Here is a 17,193-nt window from a genome sequence, read left to right as displayed (position 1 = left end):
TCCCCACCCTGACAACGCCCCCAGAAAGGCAACCCAGTGACCGAGATATTCGAGTCGGCCGGCCAGGCCCTGCTCTACGGGGTCGTGGGCCTCGCCGTGATGGCCGTCGGCTTCGTCGCCCTCGACCTCGTCACCCCCGGCAAGCTCTTCCACGTGGTGTGGCGGGATCGCAACCGCGGGGCGGCCGTGCTGCTGGGCAGCCAGTCCGTCGCGGTGGGTCTGGTCATCATGGAGGCGATCCGGGCGAGCGAGTCGGAGAGGGGACTGGGCCAGGGGCTGCTCAGCACGCTCCTCTACGGCCTGGCAGGCGTCCTGGTGATGACGCTGGTCGGCATCGTGATCGGCATGCTCACTCCGGGTCAGATGGGCGCCGTCGCCCTCGAGGACGGCGACGACCGCCCGCACCCCGCCGCCTGGGTCCAGGCCGGCATGTATCTGGGCACCGCCTTCATGGTCGGCGCGGCCCTCTCCTAGGACCGCGCCCATGAGCTCCACCGCCCTCGGCGACCGCGACACCGCGACGCCTCAGAGCCCCCCGGCCGGCCGTCCGACCCGGGGGGCTCGGTTCCTCCTGCTGCTCGCCGTCTTCCTCTGCGCGGCCTGCGGCCTCGTCTACGAACTGGCCCTGACCGCGCTGGGCAGTTACCTCATCGGCAACTCGGTGCTGCAGACCTCCGTGGTCATCTCCGTGATGGTCTGCGCCATGGGCCTGGGCTCCCTGGCCGCGAAGCCGTTCCGCGACCACGCCGTCGTCGCGTTCGCGGTGCTGGAGGGGGCCCTGGCCCTGATCGGCGGCCTGTCCGTCCTCGGGCTGTACGCGGCCTTCGCCTGGCTCCAGCTCTACATGCCCGCGATGATCCTGGTGTCCCTGGTGATCGGCCTGCTGATCGGCGCCGAGATCCCGCTGCTGATGACCCTGCTCCAGCGGATCCGCCGGCAGGAGGCGAGCAGCGCCGTCGCCGACATGTTCGCCGTCGACTACATCGGCGCCCTCGTGGGCGGCCTGTGCTTCCCCCTGCTCCTGCTCCCGACCTTCGGCCAGCTGAAGGGCGCGCTGGTGGTCGGCGCGGTCAACGCCGTCGCCGGCGTCATCGTCGTGGTGTTCATCTTCCGGCGCGAGACCCGTCGCGCGGTGCGGGCCTGCCTGCTGGCCGGTGTCACCGCGGTGCTCGCCGTGCTCGGCACCGCGTACGTACTGGCGGACGACCTGGAGGTCACGGCACGGCAGCACATGTACGCCGACCCCATCGTGCACTCCGAGACCACGCAGTACCAGGACATCGTGATCACCCGCGCCACCGCTTTCACCGGCGACCCCGACCTGCGGCTCTTCCTCAACGGCGACCTCCAGTTCAGCTCGGTCGACGAGTACCGGTACCACGAGTCGCTGGTCCACCCCGCGTTGTCGGGCCGCCGCTCCCACGTACTGATCATGGGCGGGGGCGACGGGCTCGCGCTGCGCGAGGTGCTGCGCTACGACGACGTCGAGCACGTCACCCTGGTCGAACTGGACCCCGCCATGACCCGGTTGGCCCGGACCTACGAGCCCTTGCGCGAGCTGAACGGCGACGCGCTGGAGGACCCGCGGGTCGAGGTGGTCAACGCCGACGCCTTCACCTGGCTGCGGGACGCGCGACAGCGGTACGACTCGGTGGTCATCGACTTCCCCGACCCGGACTCGGCGTCGCTGGCGAAGCTGTACTCGGTGGAGTTCTACCATCTGCTCGGCCGGGTCCTGGAGCCGCAGGGCAAGGTCATGGTGCAGAGCGGATCGCCGTTCTTCGCCCCGAAGACGTACTGGTCGATCGCGAAGACGATCGAGGCGGCGGGATACGCGACGACGGAGTTCCAGGTCGACGTGCCGAGCTTCGGCAACTGGGGCTTCGTGCTCGCCGCCGACGGCACCGCTCCCCCGCCGCTGAGGCTCGCCGCGGACGTCCCGAAGCTGCGCTACCTGGACGACGCGGTCCTGCGCGCGGCGACCGTGTTCCCCGTCGACCGCCGTCGCGCCGACGTACGGCCGAGCACCCTGATGGACCCCGCGGTCCTCGAGTACGTCCTGGACGAGTGGCGCAACTACTGAACCCGCCGGCGGCGGTGGTCACGGCCGGCCGCCGGGACGGGGATCTCCTTTCCCGGCGGCGCCGTTGACGCGCGTAGCTCGTTGCCCCACGCTGGGCTTCGGTTGTTGTCGTCTCAACGGTCGGGAGGCCGGGATGATCAGACGCGTGTCACGCCTGCTTCTCTCTCTTGTCATGCTCACGTCCGGTGCGGTGGTCGGCGTGGGCGCCACCGCCGGCACCGCGCACGCCGACTCCTGCTACACGTGGAACCGCACCCTCTCCCAAGGGTCCTCGGGCAGCGACGTGACCCAGCTCCAGATCCGCGTAGCCGGGTGGGTGACCTCCGGTGAACGACTCTCCTACGACGGCCAGTACGGAGCGCGGACGGTCGCCGCGGTGAAGAAGTTCCAGGCCGCGTACGGCTTGAGTGCGGACGGGGTCGCCGGATCCGCGACCTTCAACAAGATCTACTCCCTGCAGGACGCCGACTGCACACCCGTCCACTTCACCTACGCCGAACTCAACAAGTGCAACTCCGACTGGTCCGGCGGCGCGGTCTCCGCGGCCACCGCCAAGTCGAACGCGCTGAAGACCATGTGGAAGCTGGAGGCGATGCGGCACGCCCTGGGCGATGTGCCCCTCACCGTCTCCAGCGGCTTCCGTTCCCGCGCGTGCAACAACGCGGTCGGCGGGTCCGCCACCAGCCGTCACCTGTACGGCGACGCGGCCGACCTGGTCGGCTCGCCGTCCCTGTGCCGGCTCGCCCAGCAGTCCAGGACCCACGGCTTCTCCGAGATCCTCGGCCCGGGCTACCCCGGCCACAACGACCACACCCACGTGGCCTTCGACCCGTCGCCCTACTGGTCGGCGCCCACCTGCGGCATCTGAACCGGCCAGGACCGGCAGGGGCGGGCAGGCGCTCGGCACAGGACCTGTGCCGGGCGCCTGCCCTCGTGCGCACCGGGCCCCAGGACCCTGCGTCGGGGCCGCCGACTGTCGATCACCCGACCCGGGCGGCGATGGTCCGCGCGCACTCCATCGCCTCGGTGTGCGTGGTGTCCACTTCCAGGTCGTAGCTCACGCCCCGGTGGACCGCTTCCGCCTGGGAGGCCGCCATGCCCACGGTCCGATCGCCTCGTGCGACCTCACGTCCCGCGGCCACCGCGGCGTCGCAGCGGACACCGACCCACAGCACGCCCAGTCCGCCCAGGGCGTCCTGCCACCGGCGCTGGGAGTCCGCGCCGCCGAGGAAGACCTCGTCGACGATGACCCGGGCGCCGGCTAGGGCCATGGCTGCGACACCTTCGATCCATGCCCGTTCCATGGTCCGGAAGGCCGGACCGACGAGCACCGAGCCGTCGGCCGCGAACTCGATCCCGCCGTCCGACGTCTGCATGGAGGCGGGCATCGCCTCGACCAGCGTGTCCGTGCCCAGGGCGAGCCAGGGAGCCGGCAGGACCGCCTGCAGGCACCGGATGATCCCGGACTTCCCCGAGCTGGAGCCACCGTTGAGAACGATCACCTGCGTCATCACGGCGCCAGAGTAGAGGCCTGGGACGGGCCGCGCTACGGGGTATCGGACCGGTCAGTGCCGCGAGGCCGCGTCGCTGTCGGGGAGGAGCCCGAAGACCTGGTCGAGGCCGACCATGCGCAGCACGCGGAGGGTGTGGTCGGGGACGGCGGCCAGTGCGACGTCGGCCCGGGCGGCCCGGGCGTGGTTGCGGGCGACGATCAGGGCGGTGATTCCGCTGGAGTCGCAGAACTCCATGCCGGCCAGATCCAGGACCAGGAGCTGGCCCGGCCGGAGGGTGAGCGTGGTGAGCAGTTCCCGCAGCCGGCCGGCGGTGGCGTAGTCGAGGTCGCCGAAGATCGACAGCACGGGCCCGGCCGGAGCTTCTCGGGTGGTGATCTTCACTGGGCTCATTCGGTGACTCGGGTCTGCGGGGCGGGGGCGGGGACACCCAGGGTGAGGAGGGCGGTGTCGTCGTCGAGGCCGTCGCCGAAACTGTCCAGCAGGCCGGTCAGGGCGTGCAGGACGGCCTGCGGGGACTCGCCGGCGTGGCCGGCGGCGAAGTCGAGCAGGGCCTCGTCCCCGAAGAGGCTGTTGCGGTCTTCGCCGGTGCGGGCCTCGGTCAGGCCGTCGGTGTACAGCACGAGGGAGTCCCCGGGACCGAGGACGGTCGTGGCGGTGACGAAGGTGGCGGTCGGCAGCACGCCCACGAGGAGGCCGCCGGGGGTGGGCAGGAAGTCCGCCGTCCCGTCCGCACGCAGGACGAGGGCGGGGGGATGCCCTCCGGAGCCGATGTGGACGCCGACCTGACCGGTGGCGGGATCGGGTTCGAGGACGCCGAAGACGACGGTGCAGTAGCGCGGGTCACCGCCGGTGTAGCGCTCGTGCAGGACCTGGTTGAGCGTCGTCAGGGCGGAGACGGGGTCCGGGTCGTGCACAGCGGCGGCGCGCAGGGTGTAGCGGGTCAGGGACGTGACCGCGGCGGCCTGGGGCCCCTTTCCGCACACGTCGCCGAGGAAGAAGGCGAAGCGCTTGCCGTCGAGGGGGAAGAGGTCGTAGAAGTCACCGCCGAGCCGGTCGGGCGAGGCGGTGCGGTAGTGCGCGGCCGCCTCCACACCGGGTACGGGCGGCAGGGTGGCCGGCAGCAGCGACTCCTGGAGCACGGCGAGCGCGTCCTGCAGCCGGGCGCGATCGGCCTCCGCCTCCTTGTGTGCCTCCTCCGCCGCCTTGCGGGCCCGCAGGAGCTCCTGCTCGTAGGCCCGGCGGTCCCGGGCGTCGAAGACGGTGGTGCGGATCAGCAGGGGCTCGCCGGTGCCGCCGTACTTGACGGCGGAGGAGACGAAGACGGGTATGCGGCCGCCGCCGGTCTGCTTCAGCTCCAGCGCCACCCCGCTGATCTCCCCCTGCATACGCAGCAGCGGCGCGAAGTGCGTCTCGTGGTAGAGCTTGCCGCCGACGGTCAGCAGGTCCGTGAACCGCATCCGGCCCACGACCTGCTCCCGCTCCAGTCCCAGCCAGTCCAGCAGCGTGCTGTTGATCTTGGCGATGACGCCGTCCATCAGCGTGGACAGGTACCCGCACGGCGCGCTCTCGTACAGCTCCTCGGCGCTGTCCTCCAGCAACGACGCGAACACCGCACCCGCCGCGTCCGGGTTCTCGCGGTCGTACGGGTCGGGTTGCTGGTCCGTGCGGCACATCACTGGAGACGCTCGAGGAACTCGACGATCGCCTCGTTGGTCGCCTCCGGGGCGGACAGGTGCGGGCAGTGCCCGGTGGCGTCCAGGGTGACCAGCTCCGAGCCCGGGATCGCTTGGTGGACGAAGGCGCCGACCTCGCGCGGAGCGATGGCGTCCTGGGTGCACTCCAGCACCAGCGTCGGCACCGTCACGGCCTTCAGGTCGTCCCGCGAGTCCGACAGGAACGTGGTGCGGGCGAAGACACGTGCCATGTCCGGGTCGGTGGCGCAGAAGCTGTTCTTCAGCTCCTCACCCAGCTCGGGCCGGTCCCCGTTGCCCATGATCACCGGTGCCATGGCGGCCGACCAGCCCAGATAGTTCGACTCCAGGGACGCCAGCAGCTCGTCGATGTCCTCGGCGCTGAAGCCGCCCCGGTAATCCCCGTCGTCCACGTAGCGGGGGGACGGCGCGACCATGACCAGCGCCCCGATCCGCTCCGGCACCATCGCGGCCGCCAGTACGCCGACCATCGCGCTCACCGAGTGCCCCACGAACACGGCGTCCCGCAGGTCGAGCGCCTCGCAGACCTCCACCACGTCCCGTGCGTAGCCGTCCAGCGTCGCGTAGCGGTCCTCGGAGAACGCGGTCAGGTCCGAGCGGCCCGAGCCCACGTAGTCGAAGAGCACCACGCGGTAGTCGCGCGCCAGGGCGGGCACCGTCAGCCGCCACATGTTCTGATCGCAGCCGAATCCGTGCGCCAGGACCACCGTGCGTCCCTCGGGGTTACCGGTGACCGTGACATTGTTCCTGCGATCGATATCCATACGCCCACTCTCTCAGGTCCCGAGCGCCTACCCGCACGGGCTCGTGTTACCCCACGTCATCCCCGCCTCCTTCGCACGCATCCCGCACACGGCCCGAGGGGCTCGACGCGGTGGCGCGGACGGCGCGGAGGTCAGTGACACGGGCGGGGCCAGTCGGCGAGCTCCTCGGCTCCGGCGGGCTGGGCGGTGGCCCGGTCCACGGAGTCGTGGAAGGAGTAGACGGAGCGCAGCCCGCCGAGGGAGAAGACGCGCAGCCGCCGCTCGTCGCCACAGGCGATGCGCAGCGAGCCGTGACGGGCCCGGATGTGCTTGGTGACCGCGACGATCATGCCGAGCCCGGCCGAGTCCAGGAACGGGGCACCGCACAGGTCCAGGACGAAGTGGCGATGGCCGTCGGCCAGCAGCCGGACCACCGCGGCCCGCACGACGGGGGCGAAGGCGATGTCGATCTCGCCGCTGGCGTCGACGACGGTCCAGCCGTTCGTCACGCGGCTTCCGACCGATCCGTACGATCCTACGAGGCCCTGCTCACACACGTATCTGTCCCTCACATCGCCGGCTGCATCCGTTCCCTCCAGGAGACAAGTCTCGTGGGCCCGGTCACAAGGGCGCCGTTTTCAGATGGTGAGCGAGAGTCCGCGGGACACGCGCTCCGCGGTCGCGACCAGCCGCGTCACGGCGGCTTCGAGGCGGTCGGTGCGTCCGGCCCGCACCGATATGCCGAGCGCGCCGATGGTGTCGCCCTGGCGGACGGGCACCGCCACGCACGCGGTGCCGAGGGCGTACTCCTCGACATCGGTGACGGCGGGCGCCTGTGCCGCGGCGTCGAGGCGTCGGAGCAGTTCCGCGCGGTAGGTGATGGTGCGCGGGGTGAGATCGTTGAGCGCGTGACGGGAGAGGTAGTCGGCGCGGGCCTCCGCGTCCAGGTCGCGCAGCACGCACTTTCCCAGCGCCGTGGCGTGTCCCGCGTCCTCGAAGCCGACCCACAGGTCCACGCGGGGGGCCTTCGGGCCGTCCACGATCTCCGCGACCCGGATCTCACCGTCCTCGTAGAAGGTCAGGTAGGCCGCGGCCGACAGTCCGTCGCGCAGCTCCGTGAGGGTCGGACGGACCCTGCTGAGGGCCGCCTGCTCGCGGCTCCCTCCGTGCAGCGCGCCCAGTTTCTCGCCGAGGACGAACGTGCCGTCGTCGAGTTTGCGCACGTAGCCGTCGTGCACCATCGTGCGCAGGAGGTGGTAGGTGGTGGCCGGCGCCAGCCCGGTCTCGCGTGCCAGCTGCTTGGCCGGGACGCCGCCCTCGTGCGCACCCACGGCTTCCATGAGCCGGAAGGCTCGCTGGACCGACGAGATGAGCGTGGGGCCGTCCTTGCCACCCATCTCTCCACCCTGCTCGCGCGCACCGCCGCCCGCAAGTCCGGCGGCGGGTACCGGGGCGGAGGTCGGGATGAGGCACGGGATCAGAGTCCCCCGCACGGCACGCGCGTCCGCCCCGGCCCGCCCGCGCCGCCTCCCGATCCGGGCCGGGCGCGGGGCCGGGCGAGGTCGGTCTGGCGGGCGGGGCGGCACCGGGGCGGGTGCGGGACGTGGGTGCGGCCGGAGGGGCCTGGGTCAGCCCACGTTCCAGGTGAAGCTACCGCCGTTGTTGGCCGCCACGGTGAACATGACGATCATGAGGATGATGTCGACCACTCCGAGGCCGATGGCCCACTTCGCCATCATGGAGCCGGTCTGACGCAGCGCGACGGCGCCGAAGATGATGGCCAGCGGGCCCAGGATGATCGGCAGCAGGAACAGGCCGACGATGCCGCAGACCAGTCCCGCGATGGCCAGTCCGCTCGTACGGCTCGTCTTGTGCGCGCTCGTTCGGCTGTAGGACGACATCGTTTTCTCCCCAACTGATGCGGTTGGTTTCCTTTGCTCCTTCGGTTCCCTCCTGGTTGCCCGTCCTGGCCGGTTCATGCCTGTCCGGGTGAACGTCAAATACATCCGTGCGGACGGGAGTTGCCCGGCGCCGGTGCGGACCGTCCGGTCACACCGCTCCGGGACCGGAGCCGGCCCGGCGTGCCAGGGGGCGGCCGGTGCCGGGCGGCGGCCCGAGCGGTGCCGGCAGGCCGACGACTCCGCCCATGGGCGGGACCTCGTCCGGTTCCGGGTCGGCGCTCTCGCCGAGGAAGCCGCCCGACTGGTGCTGCCACAGCTTGGCGTAGGCCCCCGCCGAGGCGAGCAGTTCCGCGTGGGTGCCCTGCTCGACGACGCTGCCGTGGTCGAGCACGACCAGCCGGTCCATGCCGGCCACGGTGCTCAGCCGGTGGGCGACGACGAGGGCCGTACGTCCCTCCATCAGCCGCCACAGAGCGTCCTGGACGAGGAGCTCGCTCTCCGAGTCCAGCGCGCTGGTCGCCTCGTCGAGCAGCAGGACCGGGGCGTCCCGCAGCAGTGCCCTGGCCAGTGCGACCCGTTGGCGCTGGCCGCCGGACAGCTTCACCCCCCGCTCCCCCACCAGCGTGGCGAAGCCCTCCGGGAGCTGCTCCGCGAACTCGGTGACGTGCGCGGCCGCGGCGGCGGCGTGGATCTCCCGGTCGGTGGCGCCGGGCCGGGCGAAGGCGATGTTGTCCCGCAGGGTGCGGTGGAACATCGCCGGTTCCTGCGGCACGTAGGCGATCAGTGAGCGCAGCTCGGCCTGGCGGAGCCGGCTGATGTCCTGGCCGCCGATCAGGATGCGGCCGGCGTCGATGTCCGCCATCCTCAGCAGGAGCCGGGTGAGGGTCGTCTTGCCGCCGCCGGACCTGCCGACGAGCCCGACCCGTGCGCCGCCGGGAACGTCCAGGTCCAGGCCCCGGAAGATCGGTTTCGCTCCGGCGTGCGCGAAGGTCACCGCCTCGAAGCGGAGGCCGGCGTCGCCCGGTGCGAGGGGTTCGGGGTCGGCCGGGTCCAGCACGGTGGGAGGTGCCAGCAGCAGCTCGGTGAACTGCGCGGCCTCGGTCATCGAGCTCTCCAGACGCCGGTAGATCTGGTTGAACTCGAACATGATCTGGGTCGCGTTGGAGTAGTAGGTGAAGGCGACGACGATCCCCTCCACTCCCTGGCCCGACCCGGCGAAGGCGATGGCCACCAGGAGACCCAGCACGTTCGTCAGCACGGACATGGGGGCGACCAGCGTGTCGACGCGCAGGTTGCCGTAGTCCCACGACTTCAGCGTCAGGCGCCGCGATTCCGCGACGCGGCTGCGGTGTTCGTCGGCCTCCCGGCGCTCGGCCGCGAACGCCCGGATGGTCTCCATGTTCACGAGACTGTCGGCGACGTGTCCGGAGACCCGGGCGACCGCCACCTCGCGCTCGTTGACGAGGGCCTGCCGGCGGCGGATGAGCGGCGCGGCGGCCACCACCGTCAGTGCGATCATCAGGAGCAGGCCGACGACGAGCAGCGGTTCGTAGTGCCAGAGCACGACGGCGCCGAAGACCAGGGGCACGAGGCTGCCGATGATCCGGTACGTCAGGGTGTCGACGAAGTCCTCGAAGCGCCTGCCGAAGCTCAGCACCCGTTTCGTCAGGGAGCCGGCGAAGTTGTCGTGGAAGAACGCCGCGTCCTTGGCGAGGAGTTCGTCCATGCCGAGCACGTACAGGTGTTCCGCGCCACAGGCGTCGACGCGGTTCAGGCAGTGCTGCCCGATGCGCCACACGGCCTCGGCGAGCAGCAGCACGGCACCGAACCCGAGGACGTACGGCAGCGCCGAGGCGAGGGTGATACCGCCGTCGGCGGCCTGGCCCGCCAGTTTGGCGACGAGCAGGGGGGCGACGTAGCGGATGCCGATGTTGCCGACGGCCGGAAGCAGCAGGGCGGGCAGTGCCGTTCGTCGTTGTCGCAGCAGTTCCATGCCGTAGTGGCGCAGCGCGAGAACCACCGCGCTCCTGCCCGGCGTCGGCCTTTGGGTGTCTTTCGTCGCCATCACACTCCCGAGGGTGGGGAGTCAGAAGTCTCCCGTCGCGTGACGACGGCAGTCCAGGCATTTACCGCGGACGGGCGACAATCGGACACCCGTGGCGCCCGGGAGAACCCTCGCACGCCCGACGGGGTTCGGGACCCGTGCGCTGTCGGGTTCGGCGTCCTCCGCCGCTCACTTGCCCGAACCGATGGGCTGGAGAAGCTGGTCGACAGGCGCGTGGTCGTCGGTGAGCGGTCGGGCGTCGCCGGTCCAGGCGCTGAGGGCACCGCCGGTGACGATCTTCCACCCGGTCCGCCGGGCGTCCAGCGCCTCCCGCACCGCGCGCGGGTCGAGCGGCCGGCCGGAGGCGAGGAGCACCAGGTTGCCCCCGTCGGGCGTGACGGTCGGGTCCAGGCCGATGTCGGCCGGTTCGCCCACGAGGGCGACGTGGTCGAAGGTCGCGTCCAGGGTGGCCGCTTCGGCGCGGGCGAAGGCCATGTCGCCGTGGTCGATCAGGTTGGCGACGTACAGGCCGTCCTCGTCGAGCACCCGCCGGACGTCCGTCATCGCCTCCACCGTGGTGAGGTGCCACGGCACGCTGACGCCCCCGAAGGCGTCCCCGACGACGAGGTCACGGCTGCCGGTGTCCAGTCGCCGCAGGCCGAGCCTGCCGTCCTCGGTGCGCACGTCGATACCGGCCTGCGGCTGCGCACCGAGCAGCTCGCGGTTGACGCGCACGACCCCGCCGTCGATCTCGGACACCAGGCTCCGCGTTCCGGGCCGCGCGGCCGCGAGGTACCGGGGGAAGGTGAGCCCACCCCCGCCCAAGTGGTGGGCGACGAGCGGCTCCTCCTCGGGGAACGCGGCGTCGACCACCGCGGCGAAGGCGCGCACGTACGCGAACTTCAGGTAGGTCGGGTCGTCGAGGTCGACGTAGGAGTGCCGCACGCCGTCCAGCACGAGGGTGCGTCCGCCGTCCCGGCCGGGATCGGCGACGACCCGCGCACAGTGGTACTTGGTCTCCGTGTCGCAGCCGCCGGGCGCGACGACGGCGGCGAGGCCGCCGGCCAGGACCACGAGCGCCAGGGCGGGGGTGCCGCTCCACCCGCGGGTGCGCCACCCGACCAGCGCCGAGCCGAGCACCAGCAGGGTTCCGAGACCGATCAGGATGCCGCTGACCGGCCAGCGCGACACGAGGACGAAGCCGGTCAGCACGGTGCCGACGATGGCACCGACCGTACCGACGCCGGACAGCCGGCCGACGACCGCCCCGGTCTCCGCGAGGCTGGTCAGACGCAGCTTGGTCACGATCGGCGTCACCGCGGACAGCAGGGCGCCCGGCACGAGGATGGTCAGCGACGCGATCAGCAGCAGCGCCGCCGGCGCCCATTCCGCGGTGGTGCGCAGCACCGCGGGGGTGAGGGCCACGACCACGCCCGAGAGCCCGAGGCAGGGACCCATGAGCCGACGTGGATCGACCTGGTCGGCGAGGCGCCCGCCGAGCCAGGAGCCGAGGGCGATCGCGGTGAGGGCGATCCCGATCACCATGGTGCTGGTCTCGAGGGTGAGACCGAGATAGGGAGCCAGCAGCCGCAGGGCGACGATCTCGACCACGAGCACGGCGGCCGAGGATCCGAACACCAACCCGGCAGCGGTGCGGGGGCCCGGACCACGACTGCGCGGCGCGCCGTCGGTGGCGGACAGGGAGGACGAAGCGGTCACGGGCCACATCCTCGCACGAGGCGGTCACGGGGCGGTCACGGAACGTGAGCCGCCGGCAGCGCGGACGACGCGGCTCGGCCGTCCGACCGGCCGGTCGGCAGGGGGAGATGACGACGGAGGGCCCCTCCGTGCCGGACCATTGCGGCACTTCGCACGCACCGGCTGCCCCGGCGGCGGAGCCTCGGGATCGGCGACCGTCGACCTGCCACCCGCGACCCCGGCGTGATCCACACCGCCCTGACCCGCCTGCCCCTGGCGTGGCGCCGTCTCGACGCCAACCTCGCCGGCCGGACCGGTGTCGCCGGGATCATGACCCCGCCCGCGGCCCGCACCGCGGTCGCCCTGGCCGCACGGCTGCCGGGAAGGGCGGCGCGCACCCCGGTGCCCTCCGCCCCCGCCGCTTCGTAGGCACCGTGCAGAGCCCCGTGCCGGGTGCGGCATTCCTATACGATTCCGCGTCCGCCCGGGGCTCGACGACGGTGATCCTGGCACAGGCCTTGACGTGAATACTGACTCTGACCGAGCATCACGACAACTGAATCCTATGGGATCCGGTGGGGCGTCCCGGCGGTGAGGCGAGGGACCGTCGGCGTCGGACCGGACGCGTGAAGAGGGCGATGGACAGCAACCGCACGCCGCGCATCACGGACGTCGAGGTCGTCGACATCCGCTTCCCCACCTCACGCGAACTCGACGGCTCCGACGCGATGAACCCCGACCCCGACTACTCGGCCGCCTACGTCGTCCTGCGCACCGACGCGGCCCCGGGACCGGGCGGACCACTGGAGGGGCACGCCTTCGCGTTCACCATCGGACGCGGCAACGAGGTGCAGACGGCGGCCGTCGCCGCGCTGCGCGAGCACGTCGTCGGTCGGTCCGTGGACGCCGTGTGCGCCGACCCCGCCGTGGTGAGCCGGGCCCTGAACGGTGACAGCCAACTGCGCTGGCTGGGCCCGGAGAAGGGCGTGATGCACATGGCGGTCGGCGCCGTCGTCAACGCCGTCTGGGACCTGGCGGCCAGGCGGGCCGGCCGGCCGGTGTGGAAGCTCCTCTCGGACGCCGAACCGGAATGGCTCGCCGACCAGGTGGACTACCGCTACATCGAGGACGCGCTCAGCCGTGCGGACGCCGTCGCGCTGCTCCGCGCGGGCAAGGAGGGCGCCGCCGACCGCGAGGCGCTGCTGCTCTCCCGCGGGTACCCGGCGTACACCACCTCCCCCGGCTGGCTCGGCTACTCCGACCACAAGCTCGTGCGACTGGCGAAGCAGGCCGTCGCCGACGGCTTCACCCAGATCAAGCTCAAGGTGGGTGCCGACCTCGCCGACGACGTCCGCAGGCTGCGCGCGGCCCGCGCGGCGGTCGGCCCGGACATCCGCATCGCCGTCGACGCCAACCAGCGGTGGAACATCGGTGAGGCCGTCGAGTGGACCAACGCGCTGGCCGACAGCGATCCGTACTGGATCGAGGAGCCCACCAGCCCCGACGACGTCCTCGGCCACGCGGCCGTACGCCGGGGCGTGGCACCCGTCAAGGTCGCCACCGGGGAACACGTGCACAACCGCGTCGTCTTCAAGCAGCTGCTGCAGGCCGACGCGATCGACGTGGTGCAGATCGACGCGGCACGCGTGGGCGGCGTCAACGAGAATCTGGCCGTACTGCTGCTCGCCGCCGCGTTCGGCGTCCCGGTCTGCCCGCACGCGGGCGGCGTCGGCCTGTGCGAACTGGTGCGCCACCTGGCGATGTTCGACTTCGTCGCCCTGAGCGGCACGACCGACGACCGGGTCATCGAGTACGTCGACCACCTGCACGAGCACTTCGAGGATCCCGCGGTCGTCTCCGACGGTCACTACACGGCGCCCACGATGCCCGGCTTCTCGTCCCGGATGCGGCCGGAGACGATCAGCACGTACCGCTATCCCGACGGCTCCTTCTGGGCCGCCGACCTCGCCGGCCAGGGGAAGGACCTCCGCACATGAGCGAACTGTCGGGGCGCACGGCCCTGGTGACCGGCGGCGCCTCCGGCATCGGCCGGGCCACCGCGGACCTGCTGGCCGCCCGCGGCGCCGACGTCGCCGTGCTCGACCTCGACCCGTCCCCGGTCGGCGGGCCGCTGCGCGGCTACGTCGCCGATGTGTCCGACGACGCCTCCGTGCGCGCCGCCGTCACCGCCGCCGCCGACGCCCTCGGCGGCATCGACATCCTGGTCAACAACGCCGGCATCGGGGCCACGGGCACGGTCGAGGACAATGACGACGCCGAGTGGCACCGGGTCCTCGACGTCAACGTCCTCGGCATCGTCCGGACCACCCGGGCCGCCCTGCCCCACCTGCGCGCCTCCGCGTACGCGGCCGTCGTCAACACGTGCTCGATCGCGGCCACCGCCGGACTCCCGCAGCGCGCCCTGTACAGCGCGAGCAAGGGCGCCGTGCAGGCGCTCACCCTCGCCATGGCGGCCGACCACGTCCGCGAGGGCATCCGCGTCAACTGCGTGAACCCCGGGACGGTGGACACCCCGTGGGTGGGGCGCCTCCTCGAACGGGCGGCGGACCCCGCCGCCGAGCGGGCCGCGCTCGACGCCCGCCAGCCCGTGGGCCGCCTGATCTCCGCCGCCGAGGTCGCCGCCGCGATCGTGTACCTGGCGAGCCCGGCCGCGGCCGGTGTCACGGGCACGTCCCTCGCCGTGGACGGCGGCATGCAGGGACTGCGGATGCGCCCGGAGGGACGATGACGGCGGGGGGTGCGGGGGGTGCCGCGGCGGGCGCGCTGCCGGCTCGGACCCTGGGCCGCGCTCAGGTCCCCGTCACCGCACTCGGTTTCGGCGCCGCCGCGATCGCCGGTCTGTACGAGGAGGTGGGCGACGACGAGGCGGCGGCCACCGTGGAGGCCGCCTGGGACGCGGGCGTCCGCTACTTCGACACCGCCCCCCACTACGGCCTCGGCCTGTCGGAGCGCCGGCTGGGCGCGGTCCTCGGCACCAAGGACCGGGACAGCTACACCCTGTCCACCAAGGTGGGCAGGGTGCTCGACCCGTACGACGGAGGCGGCGACGACCTGGCGCACGGTTTCGCCGGTCCTGCCACCCACCGGCGGCGGTGGGACTTCAGCCGCGACGGTGTACGCCGCTCGCTGGAGGACAGTCTCACCCGCCTCGGGACGGACCGCGTGGACCTGGTCCTGCTCCACGACCCCGACGGGCACGAGGAGCAAGCGTTCCGGGAGGCCTATCCGGCGCTGGAGGAGCTGCGGTCGCAGGGCGTGGTCCGGGCGATCGGCGCGGGCATGAACCAGAGCCGGATGCTGACGCGTTTCCTGACGGACACGGACGTGGACGCCGTCCTCTGCGCCGGCCGCTACACCCTGCTCGAACAGGGCGCGCTGGAGGCGCTGCTGCCCGCCGCGGGCGCGAGGGGCCGGAGTGTGATCGTCGGCGGCGTGTTCAACTCCGGGCTGCTGGCGGCCCCCGCCCCCGGGGCCACGTACGACTACGCTCCGGCGCCCGGTGAGGTGCTGCGCCGGGCGGAGCGGCTGCGCGAGGCCACCGAGGCGCACGGCGTGCCCCTGCGTCGCGCCGCGCTGCGGTTCCCCTTCGGGCACCCCTCGGTCGCCTCGGTGCTCGTCGGCGCGCGCTCCGCGGACCAGGTCCGGGACGCCGTCGCGCAGTACCGCGGGCCGGTCCCCGGAGCCTTGTGGGACGGCCTGCGCGCCCAGGGGCTGCTGAGCGGCGACGTGCCGGTGCCGACAGGGGGCGAAGCGTGAACGTCGTCGACGCCCACCACCACCTCTGGGACCTCGCCGTACGCGACCAGGAATGGCTGGACGGCCCCGAATACGCGCCGCTGCGCCGGTCCTTCGCGCCGGCGGAGCTGGAGGCCGAGGCACGGGCGTCGGGGGTGACGGCCACCGTGCTGGTGGAGACGGTGAACGCGGCGGAGGAGACACCGGAGTTGCTGGCCCTGGCCGCGGGCAGCGAGCTGATCGCGGCGGTCGTCGGCTGGACCGATCTGACGGCGCCCGGTGTCGCCGAGGAGCTGGCCCGGCTCGCCTCGCTGCCCGGGGGCGCCTTCCTGCGCGGTGTCCGCCACCAGGTCCAGGGGGAGCCCGACCCCGACTGGCTGACCCGTCCGGAGGTCCTGCGCGGCCTGCGTGCCGTCGCCGCCGCCGGGCTCGTCCACGACCTGGTGGTGCGACCACACCAGTTGCCCGCGGCGACCCGCGCGGCCGCCGCCGTGCCCGGGCTCACCTTCGTCCTGGACCATCTCGGCAAGCCGCCGATCGCCTCGGGGACACGGGAGCCCTGGGCGCGACGGGTGCGGGAACTGGCCGCTCTGCCGAACACGGTGTGCAAGCTGTCCGGCATGGTGACCGAGGCCGACCGGGCCTCGTGGACGGTCGCCAACCTCAAGCCGTACGCCGACACCGTGCTCGACGCCTTCGGCCCCCGACGCGTCATGTTCGGCTCGGACTGGCCGGTGTGCACCCTCGCCGCGCGTTACGGCGAGGTCGTCGCCTCGGCACGGGAGCTGACGGCGGAGCTGGACCCGGCCGCACGGGCCGAGGTGTGGTCCGGCACCGCGACGCGCGTGTACCGCCTGGCCGGTGCGCCCGCCGGGCGGGCGACGCCCGGAACAACCCCTGCCGGGCCCGTCATCCCTCCAGCCGACCGAGCTGGCGCTCCAGGCTGCGGGTGAGGTGTTCGGCCATGGCCTCGGCCGCGCGTTCGGCCCGGCGGCGCAGGATCGCCCGCACCACCCGCTCGTGCTCGTCCGGGGTCGGATCGCCCGCGTCCTGGGAGCTGTTCAGGCGGAAGATGTGCAGGTGCGCGTGGAGTCGCTCCACCGCGTCCGCGAGCAGCGGCCGGCGCGCGGCCCCGGCGACGACCTCGTGGAAGTGCTGGTCGAGGGCGGCGAAGTCGCGGTACGACGCGTAGGGCCCGCCGGGACCGGGGTGGGCCCGCATGGCCTCCAGCGTCTCCTCCAGGGCGTCGAGTTGCCCTTCGTCGGCGTGCAGCGCGGCCAGCGCGGCGGCACGCGGTTCCAGGAGCAGCCGCATCTCGAACAGCTCCTCCACTCCCCGGCGGGTCAGCAGGGCCGTCGCCCGGTACCCGGACAGGGAGCGCTTGACGACGAGGCCGTCGGCCTCCAGCCGGGCCAGCGCCTCGCGCACGGGCGTCGGTGAGACGTTGAGCGTACGGGCCAGTGCCTCGATGCCGACCCGCGCGCCCGGGGCGATCTCGTGGTCCATCACCCGGGCCTTGATGTCCTCGTACACGCTGTCGGACAACACCTGGCGGACCGGCGCCGGTGCGGCCGGGTCACGCGTATCGCCCGCCCAGCCCTTCCCGCCCGCGTCCGCCGCCCCGGCCGCGCCGACGGAGCCGCCGGAGCCGCGGACGGACGGGTCGTGTGCCGGCATCGGGGTCTCCTTGAACTCGGTGCGCTGCCCGGCGGCAGTTTATCGAGGGGGGCGCGCACCGTGGC

The 17,193-nt window shown here is 72.6% G+C and carries 18 protein-coding genes; 8 read left to right on the top strand and 10 right to left on the bottom strand.

All coding sequences use genetic code 11. The features are described 5' to 3' along the window. The first annotated feature begins 36 nt into the window (after nt 1-36). The 3 genes from ACGF5T_RS29545 (at nt 37) to ACGF5T_RS29535 (ending at nt 2,951) form a co-directional block, all read left to right on the top strand. Nucleotides 37-474 carry a DUF350 domain-containing protein gene (locus tag ACGF5T_RS29545; protein WP_356610338.1) on the top strand — a complete coding sequence of 146 codons (438 nt, stop codon included), beginning with the start codon at nt 37-39 and terminating at the stop codon, nt 472-474. A 10-nt stretch (nt 475-484) separates the two neighbouring features. Further along, nucleotides 485-2,083 carry a polyamine aminopropyltransferase gene (locus ACGF5T_RS29540; protein ID WP_361018922.1) on the top strand — a complete coding sequence of 533 codons (1,599 nt, stop codon included), beginning with the start codon at nt 485-487 and terminating at the stop codon, nt 2,081-2,083. 133 nt (nt 2,084-2,216) lie between these two features. After that, nucleotides 2,217-2,951 (top strand): D-Ala-D-Ala carboxypeptidase family metallohydrolase, encoded by a 735-nt coding sequence (locus tag ACGF5T_RS29535; protein ID WP_356610336.1) that lies wholly within the window; start codon nt 2,217-2,219, stop codon nt 2,949-2,951. A gap of 112 nt (nt 2,952-3,063) precedes the next feature. On the opposite strand, the gene cpt is transcribed toward ACGF5T_RS29535, so the two are convergent. The 9 genes from cpt to ACGF5T_RS29490 all read right to left on the bottom strand — a co-directional run bounded on the left by cpt (nt 3,064) and on the right by ACGF5T_RS29490 (nt 11,716). After that, the gene (gene cpt / locus ACGF5T_RS29530; protein WP_366767848.1) at nt 3,064-3,594 is read right to left on the bottom strand and encodes a chloramphenicol phosphotransferase CPT; all 531 of its coding nucleotides are present in this window, start codon (nt 3,592-3,594) and stop codon (nt 3,064-3,066) included. 54 nt (nt 3,595-3,648) lie between these two features. Continuing rightward, nucleotides 3,649-3,987, bottom strand: a complete 339-nt coding sequence (locus ACGF5T_RS29525; protein ID WP_366767836.1) for an STAS domain-containing protein — start codon at nt 3,985-3,987, stop codon at nt 3,649-3,651. Further along, on the bottom strand, nt 3,984-5,270 hold the full coding sequence (locus ACGF5T_RS29520; RefSeq protein ID WP_356610334.1) for a SpoIIE family protein phosphatase: 1,287 nt from the start codon (nt 5,268-5,270) through the stop codon (nt 3,984-3,986). The genes ACGF5T_RS29525 and ACGF5T_RS29520 overlap by 4 nt, the downstream gene beginning before the upstream one ends. Further along, a complete protein-coding gene (locus ACGF5T_RS29515; RefSeq protein ID WP_356610333.1) occupies nt 5,270-6,073 on the bottom strand; it encodes an alpha/beta hydrolase in 804 nt (267 codons plus the stop codon). The genes ACGF5T_RS29520 and ACGF5T_RS29515 overlap by 1 nt, the downstream gene beginning before the upstream one ends. Before the next feature lie 131 nt (nt 6,074-6,204). Beyond that, nucleotides 6,205-6,561 (bottom strand): STAS domain-containing protein, encoded by a 357-nt coding sequence (locus ACGF5T_RS29510; RefSeq protein ID WP_366767837.1) that lies wholly within the window; start codon nt 6,559-6,561, stop codon nt 6,205-6,207. 129 nt (nt 6,562-6,690) lie between these two features. Further along, a complete protein-coding gene (locus ACGF5T_RS29505) occupies nt 6,691-7,449 on the bottom strand; it encodes an IclR family transcriptional regulator (protein ID WP_356610331.1) in 759 nt (252 codons plus the stop codon). A gap of 231 nt (nt 7,450-7,680) precedes the next feature. Then, nucleotides 7,681-7,953 (bottom strand): DUF4190 domain-containing protein, encoded by a 273-nt coding sequence (locus ACGF5T_RS29500; RefSeq protein ID WP_356610330.1) that lies wholly within the window; start codon nt 7,951-7,953, stop codon nt 7,681-7,683. A 148-nt stretch (nt 7,954-8,101) separates the two neighbouring features. Then, the gene (locus ACGF5T_RS29495; protein WP_366767838.1) at nt 8,102-10,018 is read right to left on the bottom strand and encodes an ABC transporter ATP-binding protein; all 1,917 of its coding nucleotides are present in this window, start codon (nt 10,016-10,018) and stop codon (nt 8,102-8,104) included. 168 nt (nt 10,019-10,186) lie between these two features. Then, complete coding sequence (locus tag ACGF5T_RS29490) at nt 10,187-11,716, bottom strand: fused MFS/spermidine synthase (protein ID WP_356610328.1); 1,530 nt, start codon at nt 11,714-11,716, stop codon at nt 10,187-10,189. A gap of 222 nt (nt 11,717-11,938) precedes the next feature. Here ACGF5T_RS29490 and ACGF5T_RS29485 point away from each other — a divergent pair, with 222 nt between their 5' ends. From ACGF5T_RS29485 to ACGF5T_RS29465, 5 genes are all read left to right on the top strand, one after another. Next, nucleotides 11,939-12,124: a hypothetical protein gene (locus ACGF5T_RS29485; protein ID WP_366767839.1), complete on the top strand. Its 186-nt coding sequence runs from the start codon at nt 11,939-11,941 to the stop codon at nt 12,122-12,124. A gap of 209 nt (nt 12,125-12,333) precedes the next feature. Then, complete coding sequence (locus tag ACGF5T_RS29480) at nt 12,334-13,692, top strand: enolase C-terminal domain-like protein (RefSeq protein ID WP_356610326.1); 1,359 nt, start codon at nt 12,334-12,336, stop codon at nt 13,690-13,692. Next, nucleotides 13,689-14,444 (top strand): SDR family oxidoreductase, encoded by a 756-nt coding sequence (locus ACGF5T_RS29475; protein WP_366767840.1) that lies wholly within the window; start codon nt 13,689-13,691, stop codon nt 14,442-14,444. The genes ACGF5T_RS29480 and ACGF5T_RS29475 overlap by 4 nt, the downstream gene beginning before the upstream one ends. Beyond that, the gene (locus ACGF5T_RS29470) at nt 14,441-15,472 is read left to right on the top strand and encodes an aldo/keto reductase (protein ID WP_366767841.1); all 1,032 of its coding nucleotides are present in this window, start codon (nt 14,441-14,443) and stop codon (nt 15,470-15,472) included. Before ACGF5T_RS29475 ends, ACGF5T_RS29470 begins: the two co-directional genes overlap by 4 nt. Next, nucleotides 15,469-16,404 carry an amidohydrolase family protein gene (locus ACGF5T_RS29465; RefSeq protein ID WP_366767842.1) on the top strand — a complete coding sequence of 312 codons (936 nt, stop codon included), beginning with the start codon at nt 15,469-15,471 and terminating at the stop codon, nt 16,402-16,404. Before ACGF5T_RS29470 ends, ACGF5T_RS29465 begins: the two co-directional genes overlap by 4 nt. Here ACGF5T_RS29465 and ACGF5T_RS29460 read toward each other — a convergent pair. Beyond that, nucleotides 16,361-17,128 carry a GntR family transcriptional regulator gene (locus ACGF5T_RS29460; protein WP_366767843.1) on the bottom strand — a complete coding sequence of 256 codons (768 nt, stop codon included), beginning with the start codon at nt 17,126-17,128 and terminating at the stop codon, nt 16,361-16,363. The genes ACGF5T_RS29465 and ACGF5T_RS29460 overlap by 44 nt on opposite strands. Nucleotides 17,129-17,193: the final 65 nt, after the last annotated feature.

Source organism: Streptomyces sp. NPDC047853 (assembly GCF_043204535.1).
Lineage (GTDB): Bacteria > Actinomycetota > Actinomycetes > Streptomycetales > Streptomycetaceae > Streptomyces.
This window is presented reverse-complemented; position numbering and strand designations above follow the sequence as displayed.